The organism is Neobacillus vireti, assembly GCF_036962345.1.
Taxonomy (GTDB): domain Bacteria; phylum Bacillota; class Bacilli; order Bacillales; family Cytobacillaceae; genus Neobacillus; species Neobacillus vireti_A.
The window spans coordinates 134,279-158,182 of sequence record NZ_JBALNB010000006.1 but is presented as its reverse complement, the minus strand read 5'-3'; the positions used below and the strand labels follow the sequence as shown (position 1 = coordinate 158,182).

Genomic DNA, 23,904 nt, shown 5'->3' with positions numbered 1-23,904 from the left:
AATAGTTTTACTTGGAATTAAAAAGAGGTGAATTTAGTTGTATTTAACCATTGATGGAATTGAGAAAAGCTTTATTAATGATAGAAAAGAAAACGTGAAAGTTCTTGATGGAATAAATTTAAAGGTTAAAAAAGGCAGCTTTGTTTCGATTGTTGGACCATCAGGCTGTGGAAAATCTACATTACTCTACCTAGTAGCGGGACTTGATAAAGCCGATCGCGGAGAAATCACTGTTGATGGTAACGCGGTTACAAAACCAGGGCCTGAAAGAGTAGTAGTTTTTCAAGAAGCAGGTTTATTTCCATGGCTGACTGTTTTAGAAAATGTAACCTACGGACTCAATCTAAAGAAGATGCCAAAAGAAGAGGCAAAGAGAAAAGCGCTTGATGTTCTAAAAATGGTTCACCTCAGCCGATACGTAAATTCCTATCCACATGAGTTGTCAGGGGGAATGAAACAGAGGGTTTCCATTGCAAGAGCCTTAGTAATGGAGCCTGACATCCTGTTAATGGACGAGCCGTTCTCGGCGCTTGATGAGCAGACAAGAATGGTGCTTCATAAAGAGCTGCTTGATATTTGGCGGAAGACAAAAGTTACGATCTTCTTTATCACTCACAATATAAGAGAGGCAGTTCTTTTATCCGAGGAAGTCGTTGTTTTTGCAACCCGGCCAGGTCGAATTAAAGAAATCATTTCGGTACCAACGATGAAGGACGGAGTTACACCGGATAGTGTGACAGTGAATACGGAACAAAGAATTTTATCCATATTACAGGAAGAAATTGAAAAAGTGCTGAAGGAGGAAATGGGTGATGACTACAGCTTTAAGACGGATCATCTTCATCGCGGCGATAGCGGTGATATGGGAAGTCACATCTAGATTTTCCAGCCTTCCAGATTTTATGTTCCCAAGCCTGACGCAAGTACTCGACACACTTTTTAATGGCTTAATAAGTGGTCAAATTACGCTGGCTATAGGTATAAGTATGGGGCGTATCCTCCTCGGATTTACGATTGCAATTGTTGTCGGGTTGATATTAGGGTACTTTATCTGGCGCTATAAACTGGTCGAAGATACACTTGGTTTTGTGGTAACGGCTCTTCAATCGATTCCAAGTATTGTATGGTTCCCACTAGCTATCATTTGGTTTGGTTTAAATGATTTTTCGATTCTTTTTATTGTTACAATCGGTGCAACGTGGACCATGACAGTTAACGCAACAAGCGGATTCAAGAATGTACCTCAGCTTTATCAGCGAGTTGCCAAGGTTTATGGTTCAAGTGGTTTTCATTTCCTTCGGACTGTAATCCTTCCAGCATCCATTCCGCAAATAATTTCAGGGCTGCGGATTGCCTGGGCATTCTCATGGCGTGCTTTAATGGCCGGAGAACTTCTTGGCGGCGGCGGCGGACTTGGCCAGCTGCTTGAAATGGGTCGTTCACTCGGTCAAATGGATTTAGTTATTTCGGTCATGATTATCATTGCGATTATCGGTACAATTGTCGATAATGTCGTTTTTTCAAGGCTTGAACGGAATGTAGAAGTAAAATGGGGTATTCGAAAAAGAGCTTAAAAAAATTATAAAGCCAGGGGAGAAAAAAATGTTTAAAAAATCTATGCTTTATCTATTAGTCACAGTTTTATTTATTGGACTGCTAAGCGGTTGTGCCCAATCCTCGAAAGAAGATGAAGGAAAAGGTAATGGAGGAGAGGTAAAGACCGTTAAGATTGGTTATTTTCCAAATCTAACGCATATCGCAACGATTGTAGCACTTGAACAAGGTTATTTTGAAGAAGCCTTTGGGAAAGATGTAGAGATTGAAACCAAAACCGTAGCGAATGGCGGATTATTTATGGAAGCAATGGCTACAAAAGCGATTGATGTTGGTACAGTTGGACCAGGTCCATTGCTTAACTTTTATGTGAAAAATAAGGAATATCACCTTATTTCTGGTGCTGTGAATGGTGGAGCTGTCCTAGTTGCTGCTGAACACAGCGGCATAGAAAAGCTTGAAGATTTAGATGGTAAAAAAGTAGCCATCCCGGTTATTGGAAGCACGCAGGATGTTATGCTGCGAAAAGCGTTAAAAGAGGCTAACTTAAAAGCGAAGACGAGTGGTGGTACAGTAGATTTATTTGCTGCAGCACCAGCTGATACAGCTTCTTTATTTATCCAAAAGCAAGTAGACGCAGCAGCAACACAGGAACCATGGGGTTATGTAATTGAAAACCAAGCAAACGGAAAATTGCTTCTTGATTGGGATGAATTTGCTTGGGGCAAGGAATCTACCAATACAGTGGTTGCAGCAAGAGCAGACTTCTTGAAAAACAAAGACTTATCACAGAAATATCTTGACGCTCACAAAAAGTCAGTACAATTCATTCAAGACAATCCAGAAGAAGCAAAAGAAATTGTCATCAAGCACTTAAAAGATCTTACAGGGAAAGAATTAAATAAAGATGAAGTAGACGCAGCGTTCTCACGTCTTGCTGTAACAACAGAGGTAAATGAAAAGGTGATTCAGGAAATGGCAGACATCAGCAAAGAGGCTGGCTATATTCCAAGCAACGATATAAAAGGCATGATAGACTTATCATTACTTAAGTAATTTGAAAGGTTTTGGACTCAATTACGAGTTCAAAACCTTTTTTTAAGGTAGAATAAGGGATGAAATACATAGAGGGAGGATTGGTAAGTTTGAAATCAACGATTACATGGCAAGGGGATATGGCCTTTTCTGGTACAACACCATCCGGGCATGAATTAAGAATGGATGCAGCGCCAGAGATTGGCGGACAAAATAGCGGAGCAAGACCAACAGAGCTGCTCCTGTATTCCCTAGCCGGTTGTACAGGAATCGATATTGTAATGATCTTGAAAAAAATGCGTTTAGAGTTAACAGGATTTAAGATGGAAATAGAGGGAACTCGAGCAGACACAGAACCAAAGAAATTTACTGATTTTCATGTCCACTATTCAGTTGAAGGGGACCTGCCGGTAGAAAAAGTAGTCCGTGCTATCCAATTATCCAAAGACAAATACTGTTCTGTATCCCATTCATTAAGTGCTAATATCGCAGCAAGTTATTCGATTAATGGGATTAAGGGAGATCAAACTTTATAAGAAAAAAGGATTCAGCTTTTTGCTGGATCCTTTATCTTTGTGTAATGATCATAAAACACTTTAAAAAGTCGTTCATCTCCGCCGCGGTCGGGATGAAGTGCTTTTAATAATTTTTTGTATTCTTTCTTAATGATTTCTGGATCCTCATTTGAATCAAGACCTACTAGAGAGGCCAAAGTAAGGGGAGGCGAGTCCGATAAAGTATACTCCGCTTTAAGCATTTTTTTTAGTGATCGATTCTTTGCTTGTTCAATTCGAATAGACGTTTTTAATTGTTCAATTTCCTCTTTGAATGTTTGATTCTCCTTAAAGGTTTTTTCCCATTGATGAAAATCTACACCGAATTTCTTTGTTTTGTCCTCAATTTTCTTTTCCAAAATAAACGAAGCTAAATCGACTGGATGAATTGAGTATTCAAGGTTTAGGTGCTTGGTCCTTCTTGCCTTAAGTTTACCATCGAGAATCCAGCGGATAACAACCTGTTCACTATCTGTAATTCCCGTAGCTCTAAGCTGTTCAGTTACCTCTTTAATATTTAACATATGATCATCTCATTCTTTCATTCGTCTACTAAACTACTCATTCAATGTAACATATGAAAAACCTTCAAACATTTACAAGACTATTTAATTTTCATTACAAATAAAAAACCTTGGCGTGTCAGCCAAGGGAGAGGAAATTAACGATTATCAACTTTTTCTGGATACAGGTCATGGTTCATTAAACGGAAATGAGCCATTTCTTCGTATTTGGTACCCGGTTTGCCATAGTTACACCAAGGATCAATGGAGATACCGCCACGTGGAGTGAATTTCCCCCAAACCTCAATATAGCGTGGGTCCAGCAATTTAATTAAGTCGTTCATGATGATATTGACACAATCTTCGTGGAAATCACCGTGATTGCGGAAGCTAAATAAATATAGTTTTAGAGATTTACTTTCGACAATTTTTTGATTGGGAATATATGAAATGTACATTGTTGCAAAATCCGGCTGATGGGTAAGCGGACATAAACTAGTAAACTCCGGACAATTAAATTTCACGAAATAATCACGATCCGGGTGAAGATTATCGACTGCTTCCAAAACCTCAGGTGCATATTCAAACGAGTATTTAGTATTTTGATTTCCTAATAGTGTTAAATCTTTTAAGCCTTCTTCGTGGCTGCGTCCTGACATAAAGAAACCTCCAAGTCAAAATTTATGGTCTAGGAAGCTCAAGCAATCAATCTATAACTACTAATTGGATAAAGAACAAAAAAACCAAGTCCGGTATGGACATGGCATAGAGTCATGTATCCATAGTTTTTTATAGAGGGTATCGGCTATGAACCTCTCCCGTTCAAGTACGGGTATTATCTTCTACATATATTAAAGGAGACTGGCAGAAACGTCAAATGAAAAATTAAATACCCAATATTCGTTTCTATTATGGTATTATACTAACAGTATAAATCAATAGAGGTTCTAGCACCCCTCGTTAAAAAAACTAAGATGAAGCGGTACTTCTATCTTGGGGTACGGCTTTTTCTATTTTGGAAGGAGTTTCCTTAAACATGTTAAAAGATGAAAAAGCCATTGTCGTATTTAGCGGCGGGCAGGACAGCACTACTTGTTTATTTTGGGCATTACAACAATTTAAAGAGGTGGAAGCTGTCACTTTCGACTACAATCAACGGCATAGTTTAGAGATTGAATGTGCCAAAAGTATAGCTTATGAACTCGGTGTAAGACACCATATCTTAGATATGTCTTTATTGAATCAGCTAGCACCCAATGCTTTAACACGTTCAGATATTGAAGTTAAAGACGGTGAAGATGGTAAACTTCCTTCAACGTTTGTTCCGGGAAGAAACCTTTTATTCTTAACCTTTGCCGGCGTATTAGCACGTCAGGTTGGTGCAAAGCATTTAGTGACTGGCGTGTGCGAAACAGATTTCAGCGGCTATCCAGATTGCCGTGATATTTTTATCAAATCGCTTAATGTTACCTTAAACCTATCCATGGATGATAACTTTGTGATTCACACTCCTCTGATGTGGTTAAATAAAGCAGAAACATGGGCCTTAGCCGATGAATTAGAAGCGTTTGAATTTGTACGCGAAAAAACGTTAACCTGCTATAATGGCGTAATTTCCGACGGCTGCGGGGAATGCCCGGCATGTGTATTAAGAAAACGCGGACTCGATGACTTTCTAAATGGGAGGTTTTAAGACATGTACGGATTTAGAATCGTCGATAAACTCCAGAAAATAAATGAAGATATTCAGCGCAAAGAGTTGAAATATCATACTAAGCGTGTATTAGTAAGCAAAGAATTTACCTTTGACGCGGCCCACCATCTCCATTGCTATGAAGGCAAATGCAAGAACCTACATGGCCACACCTATAAAGTAATCTTCGGAATCAGTGGTTTTGTGGATGAAAGAGGCTTAATGATGGATTTCGGAGATATTAAGGAAATTTGGAAAAATGAAATTGAAATTCACCTCGATCATCGTTATCTAAATGAAACGTTACCGCCGATGAATACTACGGCTGAAAATATCGTCGTCTGGATTTATGAAAAAATGAAAGAAGCCTTAACGAAAGAGGACCGACAGGATCAATTCTTTGGTGCTAGAGTAGAATTCGTCCGCTTGTTTGAGACGCCTACCAGCTATGCAGAGGCGAGAAGGGAGTGGATGGAGGAATGAGTACGATTATTCCAGTTTTAGAAATCTTTGGCCCCACGATTCAAGGCGAGGGGATGGTTATTGGCCAAGTCACGATGTTTGTCCGAACCGCTGGCTGCGATTATTCCTGCAGCTGGTGTGATTCAGCCTTCACATGGGATGGCAGTGGCAAAGACGATATCAGACAAATGACTGCCGAAGAAATCTGGGCAGAGTTAAAGCGCATTGGTGGAGATAATTTCTCCTTTGTGACTATTTCAGGTGGGAACCCTGCACTATTAAAAAACTTAGATTCATTCATTGATTTATTAAAAGAAAAGCAGATAAAAATAGGAATTGAAACACAGGGAAGTAAATGGCAGGATTGGTTTCTGAGTATCGACGAACTCACCATTTCTCCAAAGCCGCCAAGTTCTACGATGGAAACGAATTTTGAAATATTAGATTCAATTTTTGAAAATTTGGATGAAAACCAGTTTGAAAAGAATGTTAGTTTGAAAGTTGTTATCTTTGATGAAGCAGATCTGGCATACGCTAAAATGGTTCATAAAAGATATGAAGGTATTCCATTCTATCTGCAGGTTGGCAACGATGATATCACGAATGGCAATAATCAAGAATTAATTCAAAAGCTTCTATTAAAATATGAGTGGTTGGTCAATTGTGTCGTATCTGACCCACACTTTAACAATGTCAAAGTATTACCTCAATTACATGCTCTGCTTTGGGGTAATAAACGCGGTGTATAATAGCATAAGCCAAACAACATTAATGAAGAGAGAAAAAAACTCGCTTATCGCGAGTTTTCTTCTTCTTAAACCCATCTTATTTAGATTTTGCAGACAGTGAAGAAATGGCAGATTCATTGAAACCTTTAATGAGGAGCCATACTGCTAAAATCATTTCATTCGCTGCTACTGGTATCGCAAAAATAGCACCCCAAAAAGAAATTTGAGGGAATACACCGAACATGACCAACAACGCGCATATAAAAACAAGAATTGCTCCCGTAATACCCAAGATTGATATAAACCTGGGTACGAGTTTGGATTTATAGAATATATAACTGTACATCAGTGTATTGATTCCTAGCATGAAAAGAGGACCAAGCATAAATGTCCAATCATGTACTGCTTTTAATACAGTACCTGAAGCTTGAAAAGCGGAAGTATCGTATGTGCCTGCCGCTACAAATTCACGGCTTAAGGTCAATAGTGAAAGTACGCTGATTACACCAACCGTAATGATAACACCTTCAAGAAATCTGAAACAAACATGCCAAAGAGCGATCGTTTCATTATACTTTCTTAATATCGGAAACATGGTAGTAGCAGTACCAACTACTGAAACGACAAGGATTAACTCCATAACCGCTCCTAGTATCACCTGATTGGCGTGCTCAGCACCCTTCAGTAAATAGTCGGGATCTTTAAGGATTGGATTGTATAAATTAAGACCTATTACCGCTGTAAATGCTGCAAGTAAAAACAGTATTCCGACCATTTTTGCTGCTTTTTTGTTTGAATTCATATGGTTATCCCCTTTTTAAAATAAATTCAAAAACAGTCATAAATCCTATAGATTACTATTGTTGTCCCCATAATAGAAAACCTCTTCCAACGGCAAGTTAAAGGCGTGAGCAATTCGAAAGGCCAGTTCTAGCGAGGGGGAGTAGTTTCCCTTTTCAAGTGCGACAATGGTTTGTCTTGTTACGCCCACCTTGTCAGCCAATTGCTGCTGAGTCATTTCATTATGATTGAATCGTAATTTACGGATATGATTGCCAACAAGACTTTTGCCCATCTTACACTCCTCTCCGATAGTGATAAAATTTTGTAAGTGATCCGGTCAAATCGGAAATGAAACCTGAAATGATTAGGATAATAAACATCACTTGTGAATGTTGATAGATAATAAGCGATCCCATTGCAAGAAGAAAGCCGATGATAAATATAAAGAAAGAATTTCGATTCGCTTTCAAGTCAACTAACTTATCCAGTTCATCCGCAAAGCCAGGTTCCTTTTCTTTGCTGGTAATTCTATAGATGATCGTAAATATAATACTAATCATGATATGCGCGACGATTGAAAAGACTAGAAGTATGAGGACGAAGTAACCCCAATAGCGAAAGGTTTCCGGCGACTCTAGACTTCCTGGGTACCGCGGGTACATGTACAAGCAATACGTTCCGAAAATGAGTATCGCACTGATAAACGATACAATGCTTTTCTTTTCTTGATAGGTCAAGGTATACACCTCCTGTATGGTCACTTTTACTTCTGGTAATGTATTATATGCACCATGTAAAGAAAAGTTGACATGAAGTCATGTAAAGATTACATGAATTGCCGGACACATGGATTAAATAGCAAAAGAAAAGCCTATTAGATGTGACGTTCATCACCTAATAGGCTTTTCCTTTTGATTTAACCTTTTTCTTTTAAAAATCCATCTTAAAGCAGGGGGAACAGCAAAAAAGATGAAGAGGAGACGGAATAACTGAAATCCGGTGACCATCGCTAAATCGGCCCGGACCTCATGTGCGAGAACCGCCATTTGATCGGCTCCTCCAGGTGATAAGCTTAAGAAACTTGTAGAAGGTGTAATCTCATAATAATGTATAAGCAGCATGCTTAGACCTAATGAAAATAAGACCATAACGAACCCGCTGCCAAACGCAAGGATCAATATTTTTGTTTTATGTTGTAGTTGTTCTGGTTTTAGCAATAAGCCTAGATAGCCGCCGATCATAAATTGCGAAAGGTCTAACATAAAGTCTGGAAGATGAGGTCCTGGTAGTCCGGATAGAGTCAGTATAGCTGTCCCTATGATGGGACCTAATAAAAAAGGTGTTGGAGATTTAATCTTTTTTCCTATGAAAGCGCAAATCACACAAACTGCTGCAAACAATAGGAGCGTTGGAGAAAGTGGAGCTTGATCCACCATATTAGCTACATCAAGAGTTGATGGTGATGTATTTTTAAAAAACGGTCCATAAATAAGAAAGGGAACAAGAAAAATAATCATTATCACCCGCGTCACTTGAAGAAAGGTGACGATGGTAATATTGATTCCCTTTACCTCTTCGGAAAAGGTAATCATTTGTGTAAGTCCCCCAGGAATGCTTCCTACAAGGATGGTAGGATAATCAACGCCTGAAAGCTTGGAAACGAAAAAGGCTATTCCGGCACAAAAAGCAATTAGAATAACGGTTAAAAGCAGCATGATCGGAAGTTTTACCCCAATTTGGATGACAGCCTCTTTTGTAAATGACAAACCGATTGCATAACCCAAAATAATCAAGCCAGTATCGCGTATCTGAACCGGCCAGTAAACCTTTATGGTCCTAAACCTCGAACCAATTAGGACAGCCGTCATTGGACCAAGCAGCCATGGAATGGGAATAGATATAAAAGTAAACACTATGCCGCCTAAAAGGGCAAGGAACAATGTAATCAAAAAACGTATTTTATTATCCTCAAGATTCATAACCAATGGAACGCCCTCTAACGTCTTTTCTATCATCATATCAAATATTAGTTTTGATCACACCACTTACTTGTCCATTAAAATAAATACAATTACTTTTCTTTTATTAAGTAAAGATGAAAATTGGTTTAAGAGTTGGTAAATTTTCCTAAAATCGACACAAAATCCAAAAGCAGCGGTTTAAAATCGAATGGGTAATAAACAAGACTGGTAAATATTTCTGGAGGTGACATGGTATGAAGAATATTCTTCGAACCGCTGTCCAACAACGAAGGCAAATGCTTATAGATAAACTCCTTAAAAAGGGTGTGTTTAAAAAAGATGATCGACATCTGTATGAATGGACGTTGAGTGATCTAGAGGAAGAGTACAAGTTTTTCGAGGCTAATCATGATGCAACAACAAAAGAAAAGGACCAAGCGAATCAACCTATACTATAGATTGTTTGCGACTCTGTATAGTTGTAGGGTTTAGGATGGGTATAATAAATAGCTGCTCCTCACAGTTCCCCGCTTCTTTACCATTCAAAAGTAAGACTTATTTCATATTGACTAAAATGATTTTCGTCTTAAAATTAAGCAATATGTAAATGTTTATTTTTAGAAGGTAGGTATAGACGTGGGACGAATGGAAAGACGACAGCAAAGTAAGGCGTCTAAACAATGGGATTGGGGTAAGTTTTTATCAATGGGTTTAGTGAGGAAATTAATGATAGCAGGAATCATTGCTGTGTTAGCTTGTTTCCTCATCGTGAATATCTTTATTTGGAGTAGTGATGTCAGCAAATTGAATAAACCGGCACCTCAGCCGACGATTATTTATGATCAAAATGGGGAAATTGCTAGTAAGATTTCCAATTCCAGTATTGAAGGAGTCAGCATAAACCAAATTCCGATGGAAGTAATCCATGCGGTGGTTGCTACAGAAGATCAACTTTTTTATAAACATAATGGGATTAATTATTTTGCGATTATGAAGGCTTTTGTTAAAAATACAATTTCAGGTGATATAGTAGCAGGCGGTAGTACGGTCACACAACAGTTAGCAAAGAATGCGTTTTTGACACATGAACGCACGTATACACGAAAGATAAAAGAGCTAATCATTACGAAAAAAATTGAACGCACCTACTCTAAAGATGAGATTATGGAGCGGTACTTAAATCAGATCTATTTTGGAGAGGGAGCATGGGGGATTCAGCGTGCAGCAAAAACTTACTTTGGCAAAGACGCAAGTGAATTAACCTTAAGTGAATCAGCTATGCTGGCCGGATTAATTAAAGCTCCTTCCATCCTTTCTCCCTTTAAGAATATGGAAAAGGCAGCGGAACGTCGAGACCTTGTCTTATCCTTGATGGAACAGGAAGGGTACATTAGTCAAAATGATGTAGATAATGCGAAACAACAGGAAATCGTATTGCAGTCAGAAAAGGTGGATGACGATTATCATGGCAGCTATCCATACTATGTAGATCACATTATTGTTGAGGCAATGAAGAAATTTGAGCTGACAAAGAATGAAATTCTTTCTGGTGGACTTCATATTTTTACAGAATTAAATCCGACGATTCAAAAAGCAACTGAAGAGGTTTATCAAAATGAAAATCTATTCCCAGCGAGTCAACCGGATCAGCTGCTCCAAAGTGGAGCTATTTTTATTAACCCTGAAAATGGCGGGATTCAAGCACTTGTTGGCGGCAGAGGCGAACATACTTTATTAGGGTTTAACCGCGCCACACAATTAATTAGACAGCCTGGTTCAACGATGAAGCCTTTGGCGGTGTATACGCCGGCACTGGAACAAGGCTATGAAGTCTTTGACCTGTTAGAGGATAGACCGCTTAATATAGGTGGATATCAGCCAAAGAACTATGATCATCAATACCGGGGTCAAGTGACGATGTATTCTGCGGTGGTGAACTCATACAATGTACCTCCAGTTTGGCTTTTAAATGAAATCGGATTGGAACAGGGTACGAAGGCAGTTGAGCGATTCGGGATACCGCTAAAAGAAGAGGACCATTCACTTGGAATTGCACTCGGAGGGATGAATGAGGGAACCTCCCCACTAAGCATGGCACAAGCCTACACTGCATTTGCGAATGATGGGGAAATGGCAGAAGCACATGCGATAAATAAAATTGAAGATGCAGAAGGAAAGGTAATTGCAAAATGGAAGGATAAAACGACGAAAGTGACAGATCCGGAAGTTGCTCAAAAAATAACGTTCATGCTTAAAGGTGTGGTCGATGAAGGTACTGGGAAAAAGGCTTACCTAGATGGTATTGATATCGCTGGTAAAACAGGTTCAACCCAGCTTCCGTTTGCGAACGAAAGTGGTACAAAGGATCATTGGTTTGTCGGTTACACCCCGAATATTGTTGGTGCTGTTTGGCTGGGCTATGATCAAACAGATGAAAATCACTATTTGTCAACATCAAGCAGTGGTACGACTCCGGTCATTTTTAAAGAAATAGTTTCTAAGTCAAAATCGATCCGAACGGATGAAAAATTTGATTTGTCAGGCGTTGAGAAAAAATATAAAAGCGAACTTAAGAGGCTAAAAGAAAAAGAAGAAAAAGAGGAAAAAGCAAGAAAAGATAGAGAAGAAAAGGCAAAGAAAGATAGAGAAAAGGAAAAGAAAAAGGAAAACAAAAAGGAAAACAAAAATAAAGGACAGGGGGATAAAGAAAAAAGTAAAAAGGATAAAGACAAAGATGAAAAAAATGAAGACGATGAAGATGATGAATAATGGAAGGGAAAGCTCGTATCTAACTTAAGAAACGAGCTTTTTTTAAGGGTTAGAAGGGATTTATTGATTTGTAGCGAAAAATGGATAGTATAAGTTATTTATAAAGGAGAATGATTGTAAATGTTTGTATTCAAAGCCATTGACCACATTCTACTAGCTGCACCAAAGGGAAGTGAGGATCGTGCACGTAAGTTTTTTATTGATATTTTAGGTTTTGAAGAAATGGAAAAACCAGAGGAATTGAAAAAGCGCGGCGGGGCATGGTTTCGGAACGGTAATACGCAAATTCATATCGGTGTGGAAGATCCATTTTCTCCAGCAAAAAAGGCACATCCAGCCTTTGAGGTGGAAAATATCGAAGCATTGAAAAAACATCTAATTGCTAAAGGTGTTGAAGTAATTGAGGATCATAACCTTCCAGGGGCAAATCGATTTTATACAGCCGACCCTTTTGGGAACCGCATTGAAATCTTAGAGTGGATCTAAATTTTGTGAAATTCATGAGTCTAAGTAAAAAAAATAAAAAAATTTTTTAGGAACTCCAACCTTTCCGGCGATCTGATTTTAATTTTCTTAGGAATGATTTTTGTACCAATCAAATATTTTATCTTGAGAGCCTTCAAAAATGGAGGGGATAAGTTGAAGATTGAATACCAACATATCTTTGGACTGCCAAGAAAGATTGTCTGGAAGTACATCAAGGATGAAAAGGTTTTGAGAAACACTATTCCTAACTGCAAGTCACTCGTCCAAGTCGCAAACGGATTTTATCAAGCCCAAGTTGATATCCAATTAGGTCCGCTTAAGGATGTTTTTGAACTCGAGGTCAAAGTAGAGAAAGAAAAATCACCTGCTTTCTGTCATGTGTTTTTAAAAGGAAAAGGAAATCTAGGTGAGTTCACTGGAAAAGCAGATGTTATTTTAAACGATCATCAAGGCGGCACCAAAGTCAACATTCATTCCGATGTAGAAATAACTGGTGCACTGGCTGGGGCTGCACAGCGAGTCTTAAATGGCGGAGCAAATAAAGGAGTTGAGAAATTTTTATACAGCTTAGAGAAAGAAATCAAGAAAAATCTTTATCTTATCAGAAAAGGACGTAATCGCTAATAGGATTAAGAAGAGCAACGCTAAAAAGTCGTTGCTCTCATCTTTTCATATCAATCATGCTCGGGATAATTGGCAAATTGTTTTATGCCTATAATCCATTCCTTAAAACTACCATATTTATTGGAGTCAAATCCAAAGTGTTCCTTTATGAAACGAATGGACTCTTTTTCTTTTTCATGAACAATTCCGTCAGAATAGACAAGGCGTAGAATTTCGATTAGGACTATATTTTTAGAGCGTTCATTTTTGAATATCTTCAAAATATCGTCGATGTCTAACCCTCTTACTGAATAATCCCCAAGTTCCATTTCTTTTTGATATTTTTTAATCACTGGATTTTCAAATATTGAATAATTTCCATCTACTTTTGCAATCAAGACTGCTAATTCAAGAAATGCCTCTTTCTCCTCTTGTTGAAGCTGTGCTAAGAACATAAATAATAGCTCCTTTACAACTATATTCTATTAATATTGGTTTTCACATGTACTATTAGTCATAGTACCAATAATAAATGACATTTGTCCATTCTAAATAGGATAAAAAAGGAAATGTTGGCTTTATAGAGAATATCTATTATCATTTAAGACCTTTATTGTTAGTATTCATTATATATTACCTTACGAAGGAGTAGTAAACGATGATTCAAACCTTACATATTTTAAATGGACAATCCATGTATAATTATTTTAAAAGAACAAATTTTCTCGGTGATGAAATGATGATTCCTTTTAACGAAGCAATGTGTTTTGGTGAAATTAAGGGAGAGATATTTTCTCAGGAGTTTATAATAACACGTGCGAAGGTTCATCAAGTGAGCAAAGAAGAATATATGGACATAAGTATTAACCCTTTGCAACCACTCGTTAATGGTGATTTTTCCACCATCGAATTATGGTTTGATGAAGATATGTTCTGCCAAATCAATGTGCTTACCATCCTTGCTTGGCTCGACAAAACGGGGCATAAGAAGCCCGTTAAACTCCATTTAACAGGGGATAAGTTTGAAAGTATTGAAGAGTACACACTTTATGCTGCCGGTTTTTATGAGCTCTACAATCAAGTTATGATTTATAAAAAAATTCCCACTTCTATCCATCCAATTCACTTAGCAAAAGGGATTGAACGATATATAACCTATCTAAATGATGAAAGTGATCTAATCCAATATATTAAAAAGGATCAAAATATCCCAGAAAATGAACTTGTAACTGCGTTAATAAAAAATTTTGGTGAGTATGGGCTGGGTGACACCCAATACCTCAAGATCATCAGAACAGTGCGCAAATTAGATTCATAGCGGCATTTTTCTAATTGTACCAAGGACACGGCCCTCTTTTTTTACCTTCATTTTCTCCTTTATAGATACCATTCTGTATATATTTTCTAAGGATGAAAAAACTAATGGGTAAATAAGGTTAAGGGGATTACATATGGATTTATTAAAACCAATCAACATAAGTGCATCTAAATTAAGTCCTGAATACCCGTTCACTGCCGTCGAAATGGGGAAGTTATGGGCTACTTATGTAGGGAATAGTATGTCTAATCAGATATTGAAGTATTTTCTTCAACATGTAGAAGATGAGCACATTAAAACATTACTTGAAAATGGGTTGAATTTAACGGTTGATTTCATGACTACAATTGAAAAGTTTTTCACAAAGGAAAATTTTCCAATTCCGATAGGATATACAGATGAGGATGTCAATTTAGGATCACCTAGATTATTTGAAGATCAATTTTATGTACATTACTTGAAATATGCTTCTAAAGCGGGACTAAGTTTATATGCAATTGCCATTCCAATTGTGATGAGAGAAGATATCCGCGAATTTTTCATCCATTGCAATACGTGTACTACCATCCTTTTAGGCCAAATTAACAATGTTTTAATTGAAAAAGGGTTCATTATGATGCCTCCGAATATTCCCGTGCCAAGTAAGGTTGATTTTATCCAGAAGGAGAATTATTTGAATGGGTTTTTCGGTAATGTTCGAGAAATGCACGCACTAGAAATCATTCATCTTTACGATAATATTGAAAACAACATCACCAGTAAAGCACTTTTGATTGCGTTTAGTCAGGTTTCCAAAAAGGAAAAGGTGCGAAATTACTTTTTAAGAGGTAAAGAAATAACGGATAAGGAAGTGCAGCGTTTCCAAGATAAACTTCATAAGGAAAATTTGCCGTTCCCGTCACAAATTGATCATCTAGTGACAACATCCACATTTTCACCATTTTCAGATAAAATAATGGTTTTTCATAAAGTTGATATGTTTTCAATAAAGATGCGTGCATTTGGTAACTCGATGTCAGTGAATGGAAGAAGAGACCTGGGGTTGGCATATATGAAATCACTAGCAGAGGTTTCATTATTTGTAGAAGATGGGGCAAATATTCTCATTGAAAACGGCTGGATGGAACAGCCGCCCAAATCAGTTGACCGAGAGTATTTGGCTTCAAAATAGCCCAGAAGCACGGAAATTACGCATGAGACCTAGTAAAGTCTCATGCGTTACGTATGTGATTGATAAAACGTTTTACGTCACTAACTTTTTATAGAGAACATCGCATTTTGTCAATTAATCCTGTCGATATTTGATGATGGAAATGATTATCATGAATTCGCTTTCATTTGATAGAATCTAGTTATTGTTGAACAAGGGGCGAATAGAGTTGAAGAATGATTTGGTAGTTAAAATTGAAAACGTACGTAAACAAATGATAAATGTCGGAATGTCTAGTGGTTTTACATCCGAAGAAACGATTAGACTCAGCAAAAAGCTTGATAATCTGATAAATTTACAAATGAAATTATTTAGTAATCTATCTGCATATTAAGAACAAGAATAGGGTGTACATATGTTATCGAAAGAACAATTAAAAGATATAAAATCGCTTCAGGAGATCTGTGAGAGAGAGGACAATATTCAATTAAAGCTTAATTTTGATATGCTTGAAAACAGGTCCGAAGATCGGATAGAAGATTTTTTTCATTATGTTGATGAAAATTTAGTTGGATTTCTTGGAAGCTATTATTTTGGAAGTAAAGTAGAAATCTGCGGTATGGTTCATCCTGATTTTCGCAGAAGAGGAGTATTTTCTACGCTGCTTGATTTGGCATTGGAAGAGGCAAAGAAACGCGAAGTAAGAATTATTTTGTTGAATGCTCCTTCTGAATCCCAACCCGCAAAGGAGTTTTTAAAGAATATTCCTTGTACCTTAGAGACGGTTGAATATCAAATGAAATGGCAGAAAGCAGAATTATCCGATGATCAGTCAATTCATATAAGACCATCTTTTTCGGAAGAAGATTTGGAAGCAGAGATTCAATTAGATGTACAGTGCTTTGGCTTAAACGAAAAAGAAGCACGGCAGTATAGGCAAGAAACTCAAGATCTAAACACCGATAGAAGATTCATTATTGAAGCAGGTGGAAAAACAGCTGGAAAAATGCGTCTTTCTGAAATGGATGGTGAATCATGGATATATGGTTTTGCTGTTTTCCCAGAGCTGCAAGGTAAAGGGATAGGGAGAAAAGCCCTATCAAAAGTGGTGAAAATGGAGAACGAAAAAGGCTTATCCATTTTTTTAGAGGTAGAAGCAAAAAATGCACATGCGTTGAAACTCTATGAGTCTTGTGGATTCAGAAACTTTCATTCCCAAGATTATTATAAAATCATCCATTAAACAGAGGGTATTACCGTTCTCTCTGTTTTTTTGATGCTAATTCTATCAAATAAGAATTATTTACCAGATAAAAATAGAAGACAAATGTAATCGCTTACATTATAATTGAAGTAAGAACTAGAGGAGGGGAAACAAACAATGGAACTTTTATTTGAGCAATGTGACCATAACAAGACGGAAGAACCTTGTGAAGAGTGTGCCCCAAATAAGGAGAGCGAGGAAAATTTAGATCTCTTCGAATATGATTATTATAAAAGAATATGGTTTTAAGTAATGCATTTTATAAAGCTATGTGCTTGAGGAAGTTGTCTTACCGACAGCTTCTTTTTGTTTGGACAGCACAATCTACAGCAGGATTACCCTGTTAAAATACAGAAGATTGTGTGTTAAAATAAAAAAGTTATGTATCTTCGAAAGATAGAAAGCATATCTAAATGATCAAACTGGAGTGTATTTTTTAATGAACCAAGAATTTCTCTATATCATAGTCATCATTGCCCTTGGGTATCTATTAAAACGTCTTAGGATCTTACAAGAAAAAGATGGAGAAGTCATTTCAAAACTTATTTTTAAAATTACCCTGCCTGCTTTAGTACTTGTTACCTTCGATTCTGTAAAACTAGAAACCTCGTTAGTTTTAATACCCGTTATCGTTATCTTGTATGGGATTCTTATAACAATTTTAGGTTTACTCGTTTTTAAAAATGAAGAAAGAGAAATGAAAGGGACCTTCTTGATCCTATCTTCAGGATTCAATGTCGGCTTATTTGCTTTTCCACTTGTTTTTGCGATTTGGGGAATGAACGGATTAACCTATTTTAGTATGTTTGATGTTGGAGCGTCCTTTATCGTCTTTGGAATTGCCTATATATTAGCCAGTTATTTTTCAGAAGAAGGGTTAAGTCTTAAACCAGTTGAAATCATAAAAAAACTAAGCAGGTCCATTCCTTTAATGACCTATTTCATAGCCAGTATATTAAATTTCACTCATATTAAGCTGCCAGACGTAGTGATTAATGTTGCAAGCATACTATCGGAAGCCAATATGCCGTTGTCCTTATTATTATTGGGTCTTTATTTGAATTTTACATTTGATAAACAAACCATTAAACCTTTGTTGAAATATTTAACTTTCCGATATAGCTTGGGATTTCTTATAGCGATCGCCTTATATTTTACCCTTCCATACGAACCGATGTTTCGCTATACGATTTTGATTGGTTTGCTGCTCCCTGCTGCATCCTCTGCGATAACGTTCGCAGTAGAATTTAAATATAGTACAAAATCTATTCGTTTAATGGCCACGATATCAAATATCACGATTTTAATAAGTATTGTAATATTGTATATTTTTGCAAACATTATTTAATAGATAATTTTGCTATTTGTAATTTCTACTCTTTGTGGAAGTACTTCACACTTGTTATCAGATTTTAAATAACTTATAATTATCAGATAATAGTATTTATACTAATCTAAAATATATTTAAATACACTATATTTGGTTATTCAGACAGAATGGTTGAAAATGTCAAGATTGGATTGGGGCACATCTTGACTACAAATTTTAGGGGAAAAGGTTGATAAATATGAGCAACGGGGTAATTAAAACAGATGTTATTTTAATCGGGGCCGGTATCATGAGTGCCACATTAGGAACACTCTTAAAGGAATTAGTACCTGAATGGGATATTAAAGTATTTGAGAAGCTTGAAAGCGCAGGAGAGGAAAGCTCTAACGAATGGAATAATGCGGGAACGGGTCATGCTGCACTGTGCGAACTTAACTACACAGTTCAAAAGCCTGATGGATCAGTTGATATTAGTAAAGCGATCAAAATTAATGAACAATTTCAGGTGTCCATGCAGTTCTGGTCGTATCTTGTAAATAACAAATTGATCGATAATCCACAAGATTTTATTAGACCACTTCCTCACATGAGTTTTGTACAAGGGGAACAAAATGTAACTTTTTTAAAGAATCGCTTTAAAGCACTATCAAACAATCCTTTATTCAAAGGGATGGAATTTTCCGATGATCCTGAAAAACTAATAGAATGGATTCCGCTTATCATGGAAGGCCGTAACATGATCGAACCGATTGCTGCAACAAAAATTGATTCTGGAACAGATGTCAATTTTGGAGCTTTAACACGCACATTGTTTAATCATTTAGAGAGTAAAGATGTCAATATTAAATACAACCATATGGTAAATGATATTAAACGTACGAGCGACGGCTTATGGGAATTGAAAGTGCGGAACCTTTTCAGCGGTACAGTCACACGGCATGAAGCGAAATTTGTTTTTATCGGCGGCGGCGGAGGCAGCCTGCATTTACTTCAAAAATCGGGTATTCCTGAAGGAAAGCATATCGGAGGATTCCCGGTTAGTGGAATATTTATGGTGTGTAACAATCCTGAAGTTGTCGAACAGCATCATGCTAAGGTATACGGAAAGGCTAAGGTGGGAGCACCGCCAATGTCTGTACCGCATCTTGATACAAGATTTATTGAAAACAAAAAATCATTGTTATTTGGTCCTTTTGCTGGCTTCTCACCAAAGTTCTTAAAAACAGGTTCTATGTTCGACTTGGTAACTTCCGTAAAACCGAATAATGTTTTAACGATGTTAGCGGCCGGAGCAAAAGAGCTGCCATTAACAAAGTACCTCATCCAACAAGTGATGTTAACCAAAGAACAAAGAATGGAAGAGTTACGTGAGTTTATTCCGAACGCTAAAAGCGAGGAATGGGATTTTGTAATCGCAGGACAACGTGTACAAGTGATCAAAGATACGGAGGCTGGCAAAGGAACACTTCAGTTTGGTACCGAGGTTATTACGGACGCAGACGGCACGATTGCAGCATTGTTGGGTGCATCACCAGGTGCTTCGACTGCGGTTCACGTTATGCTTGAAGTGATTAAAAAGTGCTTCCCTGAACAGTTGAGTGAGTGGGAATCAAAAATCAAAGAAATGATCCCTTCATATGGCCAATCACTTATGAAAAACCCAGTACTACTGGAGAAAATTCATTCTTCGACAGCTCAAACGCTTGGTTTAAGTAAAAAGGAACTGGTCTATAATTAATTCTTGTTAAACACAAGAACCTTTAATCTATCATTAGATTGAAGGTTCTTTTTTGTACTGGATATTTGCGGAAGTGAGTCCTATTTTACTTTTTAAATACATGCTGCCCAATCACAAGAGTTGTGGCCCTTGTATCGAGCCAGCGGCTGGTTGCAATCGCTGGATTGTAGAAAAATAATGAGCCTCGTGCCAATTTCCTATGATCAGTAAGAGCAGATTTAACAGCTTGAATGGATTCCTCGTCAGCCGGCTTATTGATTTCACCATTTTGGACCGGCTGAAACTGACCAGGAGCATAAATGACTTCTTTAATGGAGTCAGGGAATTGTGGACTTTCGACTCTATTAAGAACTACACAAGCAACGGCAATTTTCCCTTCTAAAGTTTCCGTTTGTGCCTCTGCTCTCACTAATCTTGCCAGCAAATCAATTTCAGAGTCTGAAAGGCTCAGATTTACAGTTTCTTCTATCCTTGGTTCATTTGTCCTGATAGATTTAGGTGTGCTGAAGTTTTGACCTATGTAAATGAGATTCAGATTTGATACCTTTGGATTTTCGTCACCTAACTCCTGTAGTGATAAGCTACGGTCTCTTTCGATATTTGAAATCGTGTTCCCGTGCTTAACGGTATAAGCAAAAGCAGGGGAAGCAAATAAAAGTAAAACTGCCAAAGTTAATAGGGTAATTAGTTTTTTCATTAATTCTAGTCCTCCAAGTTGGTTTATTGTATTTAAATCTATTACTATGAAAAGAAAAAATAGATTAGTATTACAGTTCAATTACATAGAAAAGACAATTAGGAGTCTCTAGTAATATGGAAGGTACTTCCAAATTGGTAGAGACTTATTGAGCGGATTGGAGAAATGGTTAGATTGTAACCGGTTTTCTATTTTAGGGAAGAATAATGGAGTGATTGTGCCCGTAAATCGAGGCAGATAAAATTAAGGGGAGAATCAGAGGTCTATTGTGCCCGTAAATTAATTCAGTCAAAATAACAGGAAGAATAAATGGGTTATTTGATCAAATTAGAGAAGCATTTAAGTTTGTTTCTTATTTTCCTACTGTTACTATAGGAATATACCTTAATTAAGAAAGGACTTGATATAAAATGGGAAACATTAATATACCTGTATCAGTCTTAAATTTAGCCCCAATCAGACAAGGGCAAAATTCGAAACAAGCCATTGAGGCAATGGTAGACCTTGCACAAGCAACGGAAGAATTGGGATATCAGCGCTATTGGATCGCTGAACACCATAATACGCCAACTCTTGTCAGCTCTGCGACTGCCATTTTAATCAAACACGCCTTAGAGCACACCAAAACCATTAAAGTTGGCTCTGGAGGGATTATGCTGCCCAACCATTCTCCTTTAGTCGTGGCAGAACAATTTGGAACCATGGCGACTATTTATCCCAATCGTGTAGAACTCGGGCTTGGGCGTGCGCCAGGAACAGATATGATGACAGCAAGCGCGTTAAGACGTTCAAAGAATGATTCAGTATATACTTTTCCTGAGGATGTTCAAGCATTACTAACCTATTTTGGTCCGGAAGAGCACCAAGGATATGTTAGGGCCTATCCGGGTGTGGAAACAGAGGTACCTCTTTATATCTTAGGCTCATCAACCGACTCGGCTTATTTAGCGGCTAGCTTAGGTCTGCCGTATGTATTTGCCTCCCATTTTGCACCAAAATTCATGGGACAAGCGATTTCGATTTATCGGGAAAGATTTAAGCCGTCCCAATATTTAGACAAACCATATATGATGGTGTGTTTAAATGTAATTGCAGCGGAAACCGATGAAGAGGCAAGATACCAACAAACCACCATGCAGCAGTTTTTCTTAAATGTTGTCCGTGGTTCACGTAATCCCTTGCAGCCTCCTGTTGAAAGTATGGATGGCATTTGGAACCCAATGGAAGAAGAAATGGCTAAGTCGATGTCGAGTGTGACATTGTTGGGAAGCAAAGAAACAATCCGTCAGCAGCTGACAAGCTTCCAAGATCAATATGCTGTAGATGAAATTATGGCAGTGTCTTATATCTATGATGCTGACAAACAAAAACGGTCATACGAGTTGTTTAAAGAAGTAGTGGATGAGAAGTAATTAGAATAAGAAATGATGAGTGCAAAAATGGCACACGTCATTTTTTATTTTGAACCATCTTAATTATTGTAGCGGCTTCCAATTCGTTCACAATGAACCTTAGTTGTTGCATGATTTATATTGGAAAAAGTAATAATAAAACGAAAATCAAAAGCTAGGACCCTAGGTAATTTGTTACCTATAGGAATGGAAAACATCATAGAGGGGAACAACAATGAATTCGAATACTACTTCAATAGAAGCTTCTGCAGAAAAAAAAGAAACGATTATCAATAAAATTCTAGGAGCAATCAGTGGAAGTTTCGCACCTATATTAGGAGTGCTTGCGGGCTCCGGATTAATTTCAGCTTTATTATCGATTTTAACCACATTGGGATGGTTATCTCCTGAGAGCGGAACCTATGCCATTCTATCTGCTGCTGGACATGCAATTTTTTACTTCTTCCCCATTTTTCTCGGGATTACTTTAGCGATAAAACTAGGAGCAAATGGCTATGTAGGTGGTGCTATCGGTGCAGCACTGTTAGAGCCGCATTATATGGATTTAGTTGCCTCAAAAGCACAGGATGTTACTTTCTTGGGAATTCCTGTAATTGTAGCAAGCTATTCATCAACGGTTTTTCCAATATTAATTGCTGTGTCCATTTATTCCTTGTTAGATAAATTTTTGAAAAAAGTGATATATAAAGAATTACAAATGTTTATTAATCCACTAATTTCATTAGTTGTCATTGTGCCTTTAACCATACTGCTATTTGGACCCTTTGGAACTTATGTAGGTGAAGCCATCGGAATGATTATCGAGTTTTTAAGTTCAAAAAGCGGACTTTTAACTGGGGCTGTGCTTGGTGCAGGATGGACCTTCCTAACGATATTAGGTCTACATTGGGCAGTCATTCCTTTAGCCATTGCAAATCTTGCCAACGGGGGTGACCCTATTATTGCTATGGCAGCTGCAGCGCCATTCGCTCAAATAGGAATGGGAATCGGGGTATTTTTTAAAACGAAGAATACCGATTTAAAAACGGTTACTGGATCAGGAATTGTTCCTGGCGCATTAGCAGGTACTACAGAACTTATCACCTATGGTGTCCTTGTACGGTATAAACGAACGATGGTCATTGTGGCATTAGCAGGGGCAATTGGCGGAGCGATTAATGGGACGTTTGGAATAAAAGCGACTGCATTTGCTCTCCCAAGTTTCTTATCTATTCCTGTTTTTTCACCGATAGGACTTTATCTAATTGGTGTTTTGACAGCGTTGGTAGTAGCTATGGTTCTCACACTTATATTTGGATATGAAGGAAAAAATAATGCTATCCCTTCAAAAACAGTGAAAGAATTTGGATTAGGAGAAGTGAAAAGAGAAACCATTCTAAGTCCATTAAGCGGAGAAATCATTCCCTTAAGCAAAATTGCTGATCCGCTTTTTTCAACTGAAACGGTAGGAAAAGGGATTGCCGTTGAACCAACAAAGGGTGAAGTGGTTTCACCAGTTGACGGAATCGTTACTACTTTATTTCCAACAGGGCATGCGATTGGAATTACATCAGAAGCCGGCGCAGAAATCTTAATTTATGTTGGCGTGGATACCATAAATTTGAAAGGTCAATTTTTTCATTCACATGTAAAACAATGGGATTCCGTTAAGAGGGGAGACTTGTTAATTCAATTTGACTTAGAAAACGTAAAGGCTGCCGGCTATGATATAAAAACCCCCGTGGTAATCACCAATAGCAATCAATATGTAGATATAGAGCTTGTCAAAGATGGAAAAATCCAAGCAAAAGATGAATTAATAAAGCTAATTGTATAAAAGTCACGGTGAGACAGGACCTCTCACCGTTTTTCATTGACCTATGAA

27 protein-coding genes and 1 riboswitch are annotated in these 23,904 nt (G+C 37.6%); of the genes, 19 read left to right on the top strand and 8 right to left on the bottom strand.

Annotation, left to right across the window (positions count from 1 at the left end; translation table 11 throughout):
• The first annotated feature begins 37 nt into the window (after positions 1-37).
• The 4 genes from V7108_RS07065 (at position 38) to V7108_RS07050 (ending at position 3,125) form a co-directional block, all read left to right on the top strand.
• Positions 38-880, top strand: a complete 843-nt coding sequence (locus V7108_RS07065) for an ABC transporter ATP-binding protein (RefSeq protein WP_335511216.1) — start codon at positions 38-40, stop codon at positions 878-880.
• Positions 813-1,574: an ABC transporter permease gene (locus V7108_RS07060; protein ID WP_335511218.1), complete on the top strand. Its 762-nt coding sequence runs from the start codon at positions 813-815 to the stop codon at positions 1,572-1,574. The genes V7108_RS07065 and V7108_RS07060 overlap by 68 nt, the downstream gene beginning before the upstream one ends.
• A 28-nt stretch (positions 1,575-1,602) precedes the next feature.
• Positions 1,603-2,610 (top strand): aliphatic sulfonate ABC transporter substrate-binding protein, encoded by a 1,008-nt coding sequence (locus tag V7108_RS07055; RefSeq protein ID WP_335511220.1) that lies wholly within the window; start codon positions 1,603-1,605, stop codon positions 2,608-2,610.
• Between the two features lie 89 nt (positions 2,611-2,699).
• Positions 2,700-3,125, top strand: a complete 426-nt coding sequence (locus V7108_RS07050; RefSeq protein WP_335511222.1) for an OsmC family protein — start codon at positions 2,700-2,702, stop codon at positions 3,123-3,125.
• Between the two features lie 11 nt (positions 3,126-3,136).
• Here the strand turns inward: V7108_RS07050 and V7108_RS07045 are convergent, their stop codons facing one another.
• Positions 3,137-3,667, bottom strand: coding sequence for a J domain-containing protein (locus V7108_RS07045; protein WP_335511224.1), 531 nt, complete (start codon positions 3,665-3,667; stop codon positions 3,137-3,139).
• 137 nt (positions 3,668-3,804) lie between these two features.
• The gene (queF, locus tag V7108_RS07040) at positions 3,805-4,305 is read right to left on the bottom strand and encodes a preQ(1) synthase (RefSeq protein ID WP_310194520.1); all 501 of its coding nucleotides are present in this window, start codon (positions 4,303-4,305) and stop codon (positions 3,805-3,807) included.
• A 116-nt stretch (positions 4,306-4,421) separates the two neighbouring features.
• Positions 4,422-4,468: riboswitch (PreQ1 riboswitch) on the bottom strand.
• A gap of 214 nt (positions 4,469-4,682) precedes the next feature.
• On the opposite strand from queF, the gene queC reads away from it, so the two are divergent.
• The 3 genes from queC to queE are packed head-to-tail and all read left to right on the top strand — an operon-like array spanning position 4,683 to position 6,550.
• Positions 4,683-5,339 carry a 7-cyano-7-deazaguanine synthase QueC gene (queC, locus tag V7108_RS07035; protein ID WP_335567720.1) on the top strand — a complete coding sequence of 219 codons (657 nt, stop codon included), beginning with the start codon at positions 4,683-4,685 and terminating at the stop codon, positions 5,337-5,339.
• Positions 5,340-5,342: 3 nt separating this feature from the next.
• A complete protein-coding gene (gene queD / locus V7108_RS07030; protein ID WP_335567719.1) occupies positions 5,343-5,822 on the top strand; it encodes a 6-carboxytetrahydropterin synthase QueD in 480 nt (159 codons plus the stop codon).
• Positions 5,819-6,550: a 7-carboxy-7-deazaguanine synthase QueE gene (gene queE, locus V7108_RS07025; protein ID WP_335567718.1), complete on the top strand. Its 732-nt coding sequence runs from the start codon at positions 5,819-5,821 to the stop codon at positions 6,548-6,550. Before queD ends, queE begins: the two co-directional genes overlap by 4 nt.
• Before the next feature lie 76 nt (positions 6,551-6,626).
• On the opposite strand, the gene V7108_RS07020 is transcribed toward queE, so the two are convergent.
• From V7108_RS07020 to V7108_RS07005, 4 genes are all read right to left on the bottom strand, one after another.
• On the bottom strand, positions 6,627-7,331 hold the full coding sequence (locus V7108_RS07020; RefSeq protein ID WP_335567717.1) for a DUF4386 domain-containing protein: 705 nt from the start codon (positions 7,329-7,331) through the stop codon (positions 6,627-6,629).
• Between the two features lie 45 nt (positions 7,332-7,376).
• Positions 7,377-7,604, bottom strand: coding sequence for a helix-turn-helix transcriptional regulator (locus V7108_RS07015; RefSeq protein WP_335518672.1), 228 nt, complete (start codon positions 7,602-7,604; stop codon positions 7,377-7,379).
• A gap of 1 nt (position 7,605) precedes the next feature.
• On the bottom strand, positions 7,606-8,049 hold the full coding sequence (locus V7108_RS07010) for a hypothetical protein (RefSeq protein ID WP_420489167.1): 444 nt from the start codon (positions 8,047-8,049) through the stop codon (positions 7,606-7,608).
• A gap of 153 nt (positions 8,050-8,202) precedes the next feature.
• Entirely contained in the window at positions 8,203-9,291 is a 1,089-nt protein-coding gene (locus tag V7108_RS07005; RefSeq protein ID WP_335567766.1) for an AbrB family transcriptional regulator, read from the bottom strand.
• Between the two features lie 236 nt (positions 9,292-9,527).
• Between V7108_RS07005 and V7108_RS07000 the strand changes: the two genes are divergently transcribed.
• From V7108_RS07000 to V7108_RS06985, 4 genes are all read left to right on the top strand, one after another.
• A complete protein-coding gene (locus V7108_RS07000; RefSeq protein ID WP_335567716.1) occupies positions 9,528-9,731 on the top strand; it encodes a Fur-regulated basic protein FbpA in 204 nt (67 codons plus the stop codon).
• A 187-nt stretch (positions 9,732-9,918) separates the two neighbouring features.
• Entirely contained in the window at positions 9,919-12,042 is a 2,124-nt protein-coding gene (locus V7108_RS06995) for a transglycosylase domain-containing protein (RefSeq protein WP_335567765.1), read from the top strand.
• Positions 12,043-12,162: 120 nt separating this feature from the next.
• A complete protein-coding gene (locus V7108_RS06990; RefSeq protein WP_335567715.1) occupies positions 12,163-12,528 on the top strand; it encodes a VOC family protein in 366 nt (121 codons plus the stop codon).
• A gap of 153 nt (positions 12,529-12,681) precedes the next feature.
• The gene (locus V7108_RS06985) at positions 12,682-13,152 is read left to right on the top strand and encodes a CoxG family protein (protein ID WP_335567714.1); all 471 of its coding nucleotides are present in this window, start codon (positions 12,682-12,684) and stop codon (positions 13,150-13,152) included.
• Between the two features lie 50 nt (positions 13,153-13,202).
• On the opposite strand, the gene V7108_RS06980 is transcribed toward V7108_RS06985, so the two are convergent.
• Positions 13,203-13,586, bottom strand: coding sequence for a hypothetical protein (locus V7108_RS06980; protein ID WP_335567713.1), 384 nt, complete (start codon positions 13,584-13,586; stop codon positions 13,203-13,205).
• A gap of 203 nt (positions 13,587-13,789) precedes the next feature.
• On the opposite strand from V7108_RS06980, the gene V7108_RS06975 reads away from it, so the two are divergent.
• From V7108_RS06975 to V7108_RS06950, 6 genes are all read left to right on the top strand, one after another.
• Positions 13,790-14,449, top strand: coding sequence for an AraC family transcriptional regulator (locus V7108_RS06975; protein ID WP_335567712.1), 660 nt, complete (start codon positions 13,790-13,792; stop codon positions 14,447-14,449).
• Positions 14,450-14,582: 133 nt separating this feature from the next.
• Positions 14,583-15,620: a DUF3231 family protein gene (locus tag V7108_RS06970; RefSeq protein ID WP_335567711.1), complete on the top strand. Its 1,038-nt coding sequence runs from the start codon at positions 14,583-14,585 to the stop codon at positions 15,618-15,620.
• A gap of 208 nt (positions 15,621-15,828) precedes the next feature.
• Positions 15,829-15,993 (top strand): aspartyl-phosphate phosphatase Spo0E family protein, encoded by a 165-nt coding sequence (locus tag V7108_RS06965; protein WP_335567710.1) that lies wholly within the window; start codon positions 15,829-15,831, stop codon positions 15,991-15,993.
• 21 nt (positions 15,994-16,014) lie between these two features.
• On the top strand, positions 16,015-16,842 hold the full coding sequence (locus V7108_RS06960) for a GNAT family N-acetyltransferase (protein WP_335567709.1): 828 nt from the start codon (positions 16,015-16,017) through the stop codon (positions 16,840-16,842).
• A gap of 460 nt (positions 16,843-17,302) precedes the next feature.
• Positions 17,303-18,211, top strand: coding sequence for an AEC family transporter (locus tag V7108_RS06955; RefSeq protein WP_335567708.1), 909 nt, complete (start codon positions 17,303-17,305; stop codon positions 18,209-18,211).
• Between the two features lie 220 nt (positions 18,212-18,431).
• Entirely contained in the window at positions 18,432-19,931 is a 1,500-nt protein-coding gene (locus V7108_RS06950) for a malate:quinone oxidoreductase (protein WP_335567764.1), read from the top strand.
• A gap of 85 nt (positions 19,932-20,016) precedes the next feature.
• Here V7108_RS06950 and V7108_RS06945 read toward each other — a convergent pair whose 3' ends face one another.
• Positions 20,017-20,628: a cell wall hydrolase gene (locus V7108_RS06945; RefSeq protein WP_335567707.1), complete on the bottom strand. Its 612-nt coding sequence runs from the start codon at positions 20,626-20,628 to the stop codon at positions 20,017-20,019.
• A gap of 410 nt (positions 20,629-21,038) precedes the next feature.
• Between V7108_RS06945 and V7108_RS06940 the strand changes: the two genes are divergently transcribed.
• Both V7108_RS06940 and V7108_RS06935 read left to right on the top strand, forming a co-directional pair.
• On the top strand, positions 21,039-22,040 hold the full coding sequence (locus V7108_RS06940) for an LLM class flavin-dependent oxidoreductase (RefSeq protein ID WP_335567706.1): 1,002 nt from the start codon (positions 21,039-21,041) through the stop codon (positions 22,038-22,040).
• Positions 22,041-22,254: 214 nt separating this feature from the next.
• Positions 22,255-23,856 carry a glucose PTS transporter subunit IIA gene (locus tag V7108_RS06935; RefSeq protein WP_335567705.1) on the top strand — a complete coding sequence of 534 codons (1,602 nt, stop codon included), beginning with the start codon at positions 22,255-22,257 and terminating at the stop codon, positions 23,854-23,856.
• The last annotated feature ends 48 nt before the right edge of the window (positions 23,857-23,904 follow it).

What these genes read in the sequence shown, in the direction of transcription:
- V7108_RS07060 (WP_335511218.1), top strand. Translation starts at nt 813, where the DNA reads ATGACTACAGCTTTAAGACGGATCATCTTCATCGCGGCGATAGCGGTG.
- V7108_RS07055 (WP_335511220.1), top strand. Translation starts at nt 1,603, where the DNA reads ATGTTTAAAAAATCTATGCTTTATCTATTAGTCACAGTTTTATTTATT.
- V7108_RS07045 (WP_335511224.1), bottom strand. Translation starts at nt 3,667, where the DNA reads ATGTTAAATATTAAAGAGGTAACTGAACAGCTTAGAGCTACGGGAATT.
- queF (WP_310194520.1), bottom strand. Translation starts at nt 4,305, where the DNA reads ATGTCAGGACGCAGCCACGAAGAAGGCTTAAAAGATTTAACACTATTA.
- queC (WP_335567720.1), top strand. Translation starts at nt 4,683, where the DNA reads ATGTTAAAAGATGAAAAAGCCATTGTCGTATTTAGCGGCGGGCAGGAC.
- queD (WP_335567719.1), top strand. Translation starts at nt 5,343, where the DNA reads ATGTACGGATTTAGAATCGTCGATAAACTCCAGAAAATAAATGAAGAT.
- queE (WP_335567718.1), top strand. Translation starts at nt 5,819, where the DNA reads ATGAGTACGATTATTCCAGTTTTAGAAATCTTTGGCCCCACGATTCAA.
- V7108_RS07020 (WP_335567717.1), bottom strand. Translation starts at nt 7,331, where the DNA reads ATGAATTCAAACAAAAAAGCAGCAAAAATGGTCGGAATACTGTTTTTA.
- V7108_RS07015 (WP_335518672.1), bottom strand. Translation starts at nt 7,604, where the DNA reads ATGGGCAAAAGTCTTGTTGGCAATCATATCCGTAAATTACGATTCAAT.
- V7108_RS07005 (WP_335567766.1), bottom strand. Translation starts at nt 9,291, where the DNA reads ATGAATCTTGAGGATAATAAAATACGTTTTTTGATTACATTGTTCCTT.
- V7108_RS07000 (WP_335567716.1), top strand. Translation starts at nt 9,528, where the DNA reads ATGAAGAATATTCTTCGAACCGCTGTCCAACAACGAAGGCAAATGCTT.
- V7108_RS06995 (WP_335567765.1), top strand. Translation starts at nt 9,919, where the DNA reads ATGGAAAGACGACAGCAAAGTAAGGCGTCTAAACAATGGGATTGGGGT.
- V7108_RS06990 (WP_335567715.1), top strand. Translation starts at nt 12,163, where the DNA reads ATGTTTGTATTCAAAGCCATTGACCACATTCTACTAGCTGCACCAAAG.
- V7108_RS06980 (WP_335567713.1), bottom strand. Translation starts at nt 13,586, where the DNA reads ATGTTCTTAGCACAGCTTCAACAAGAGGAGAAAGAGGCATTTCTTGAA.
- V7108_RS06975 (WP_335567712.1), top strand. Translation starts at nt 13,790, where the DNA reads ATGATTCAAACCTTACATATTTTAAATGGACAATCCATGTATAATTAT.
- V7108_RS06970 (WP_335567711.1), top strand. Translation starts at nt 14,583, where the DNA reads ATGGATTTATTAAAACCAATCAACATAAGTGCATCTAAATTAAGTCCT.
- V7108_RS06960 (WP_335567709.1), top strand. Translation starts at nt 16,015, where the DNA reads ATGTTATCGAAAGAACAATTAAAAGATATAAAATCGCTTCAGGAGATC.
- V7108_RS06955 (WP_335567708.1), top strand. Translation starts at nt 17,303, where the DNA reads ATGAACCAAGAATTTCTCTATATCATAGTCATCATTGCCCTTGGGTAT.
- V7108_RS06950 (WP_335567764.1), top strand. Translation starts at nt 18,432, where the DNA reads ATGAGCAACGGGGTAATTAAAACAGATGTTATTTTAATCGGGGCCGGT.
- V7108_RS06945 (WP_335567707.1), bottom strand. Translation starts at nt 20,628, where the DNA reads ATGAAAAAACTAATTACCCTATTAACTTTGGCAGTTTTACTTTTATTT.
- V7108_RS06940 (WP_335567706.1), top strand. Translation starts at nt 21,039, where the DNA reads ATGGGAAACATTAATATACCTGTATCAGTCTTAAATTTAGCCCCAATC.
- V7108_RS06935 (WP_335567705.1), top strand. Translation starts at nt 22,255, where the DNA reads ATGAATTCGAATACTACTTCAATAGAAGCTTCTGCAGAAAAAAAAGAA.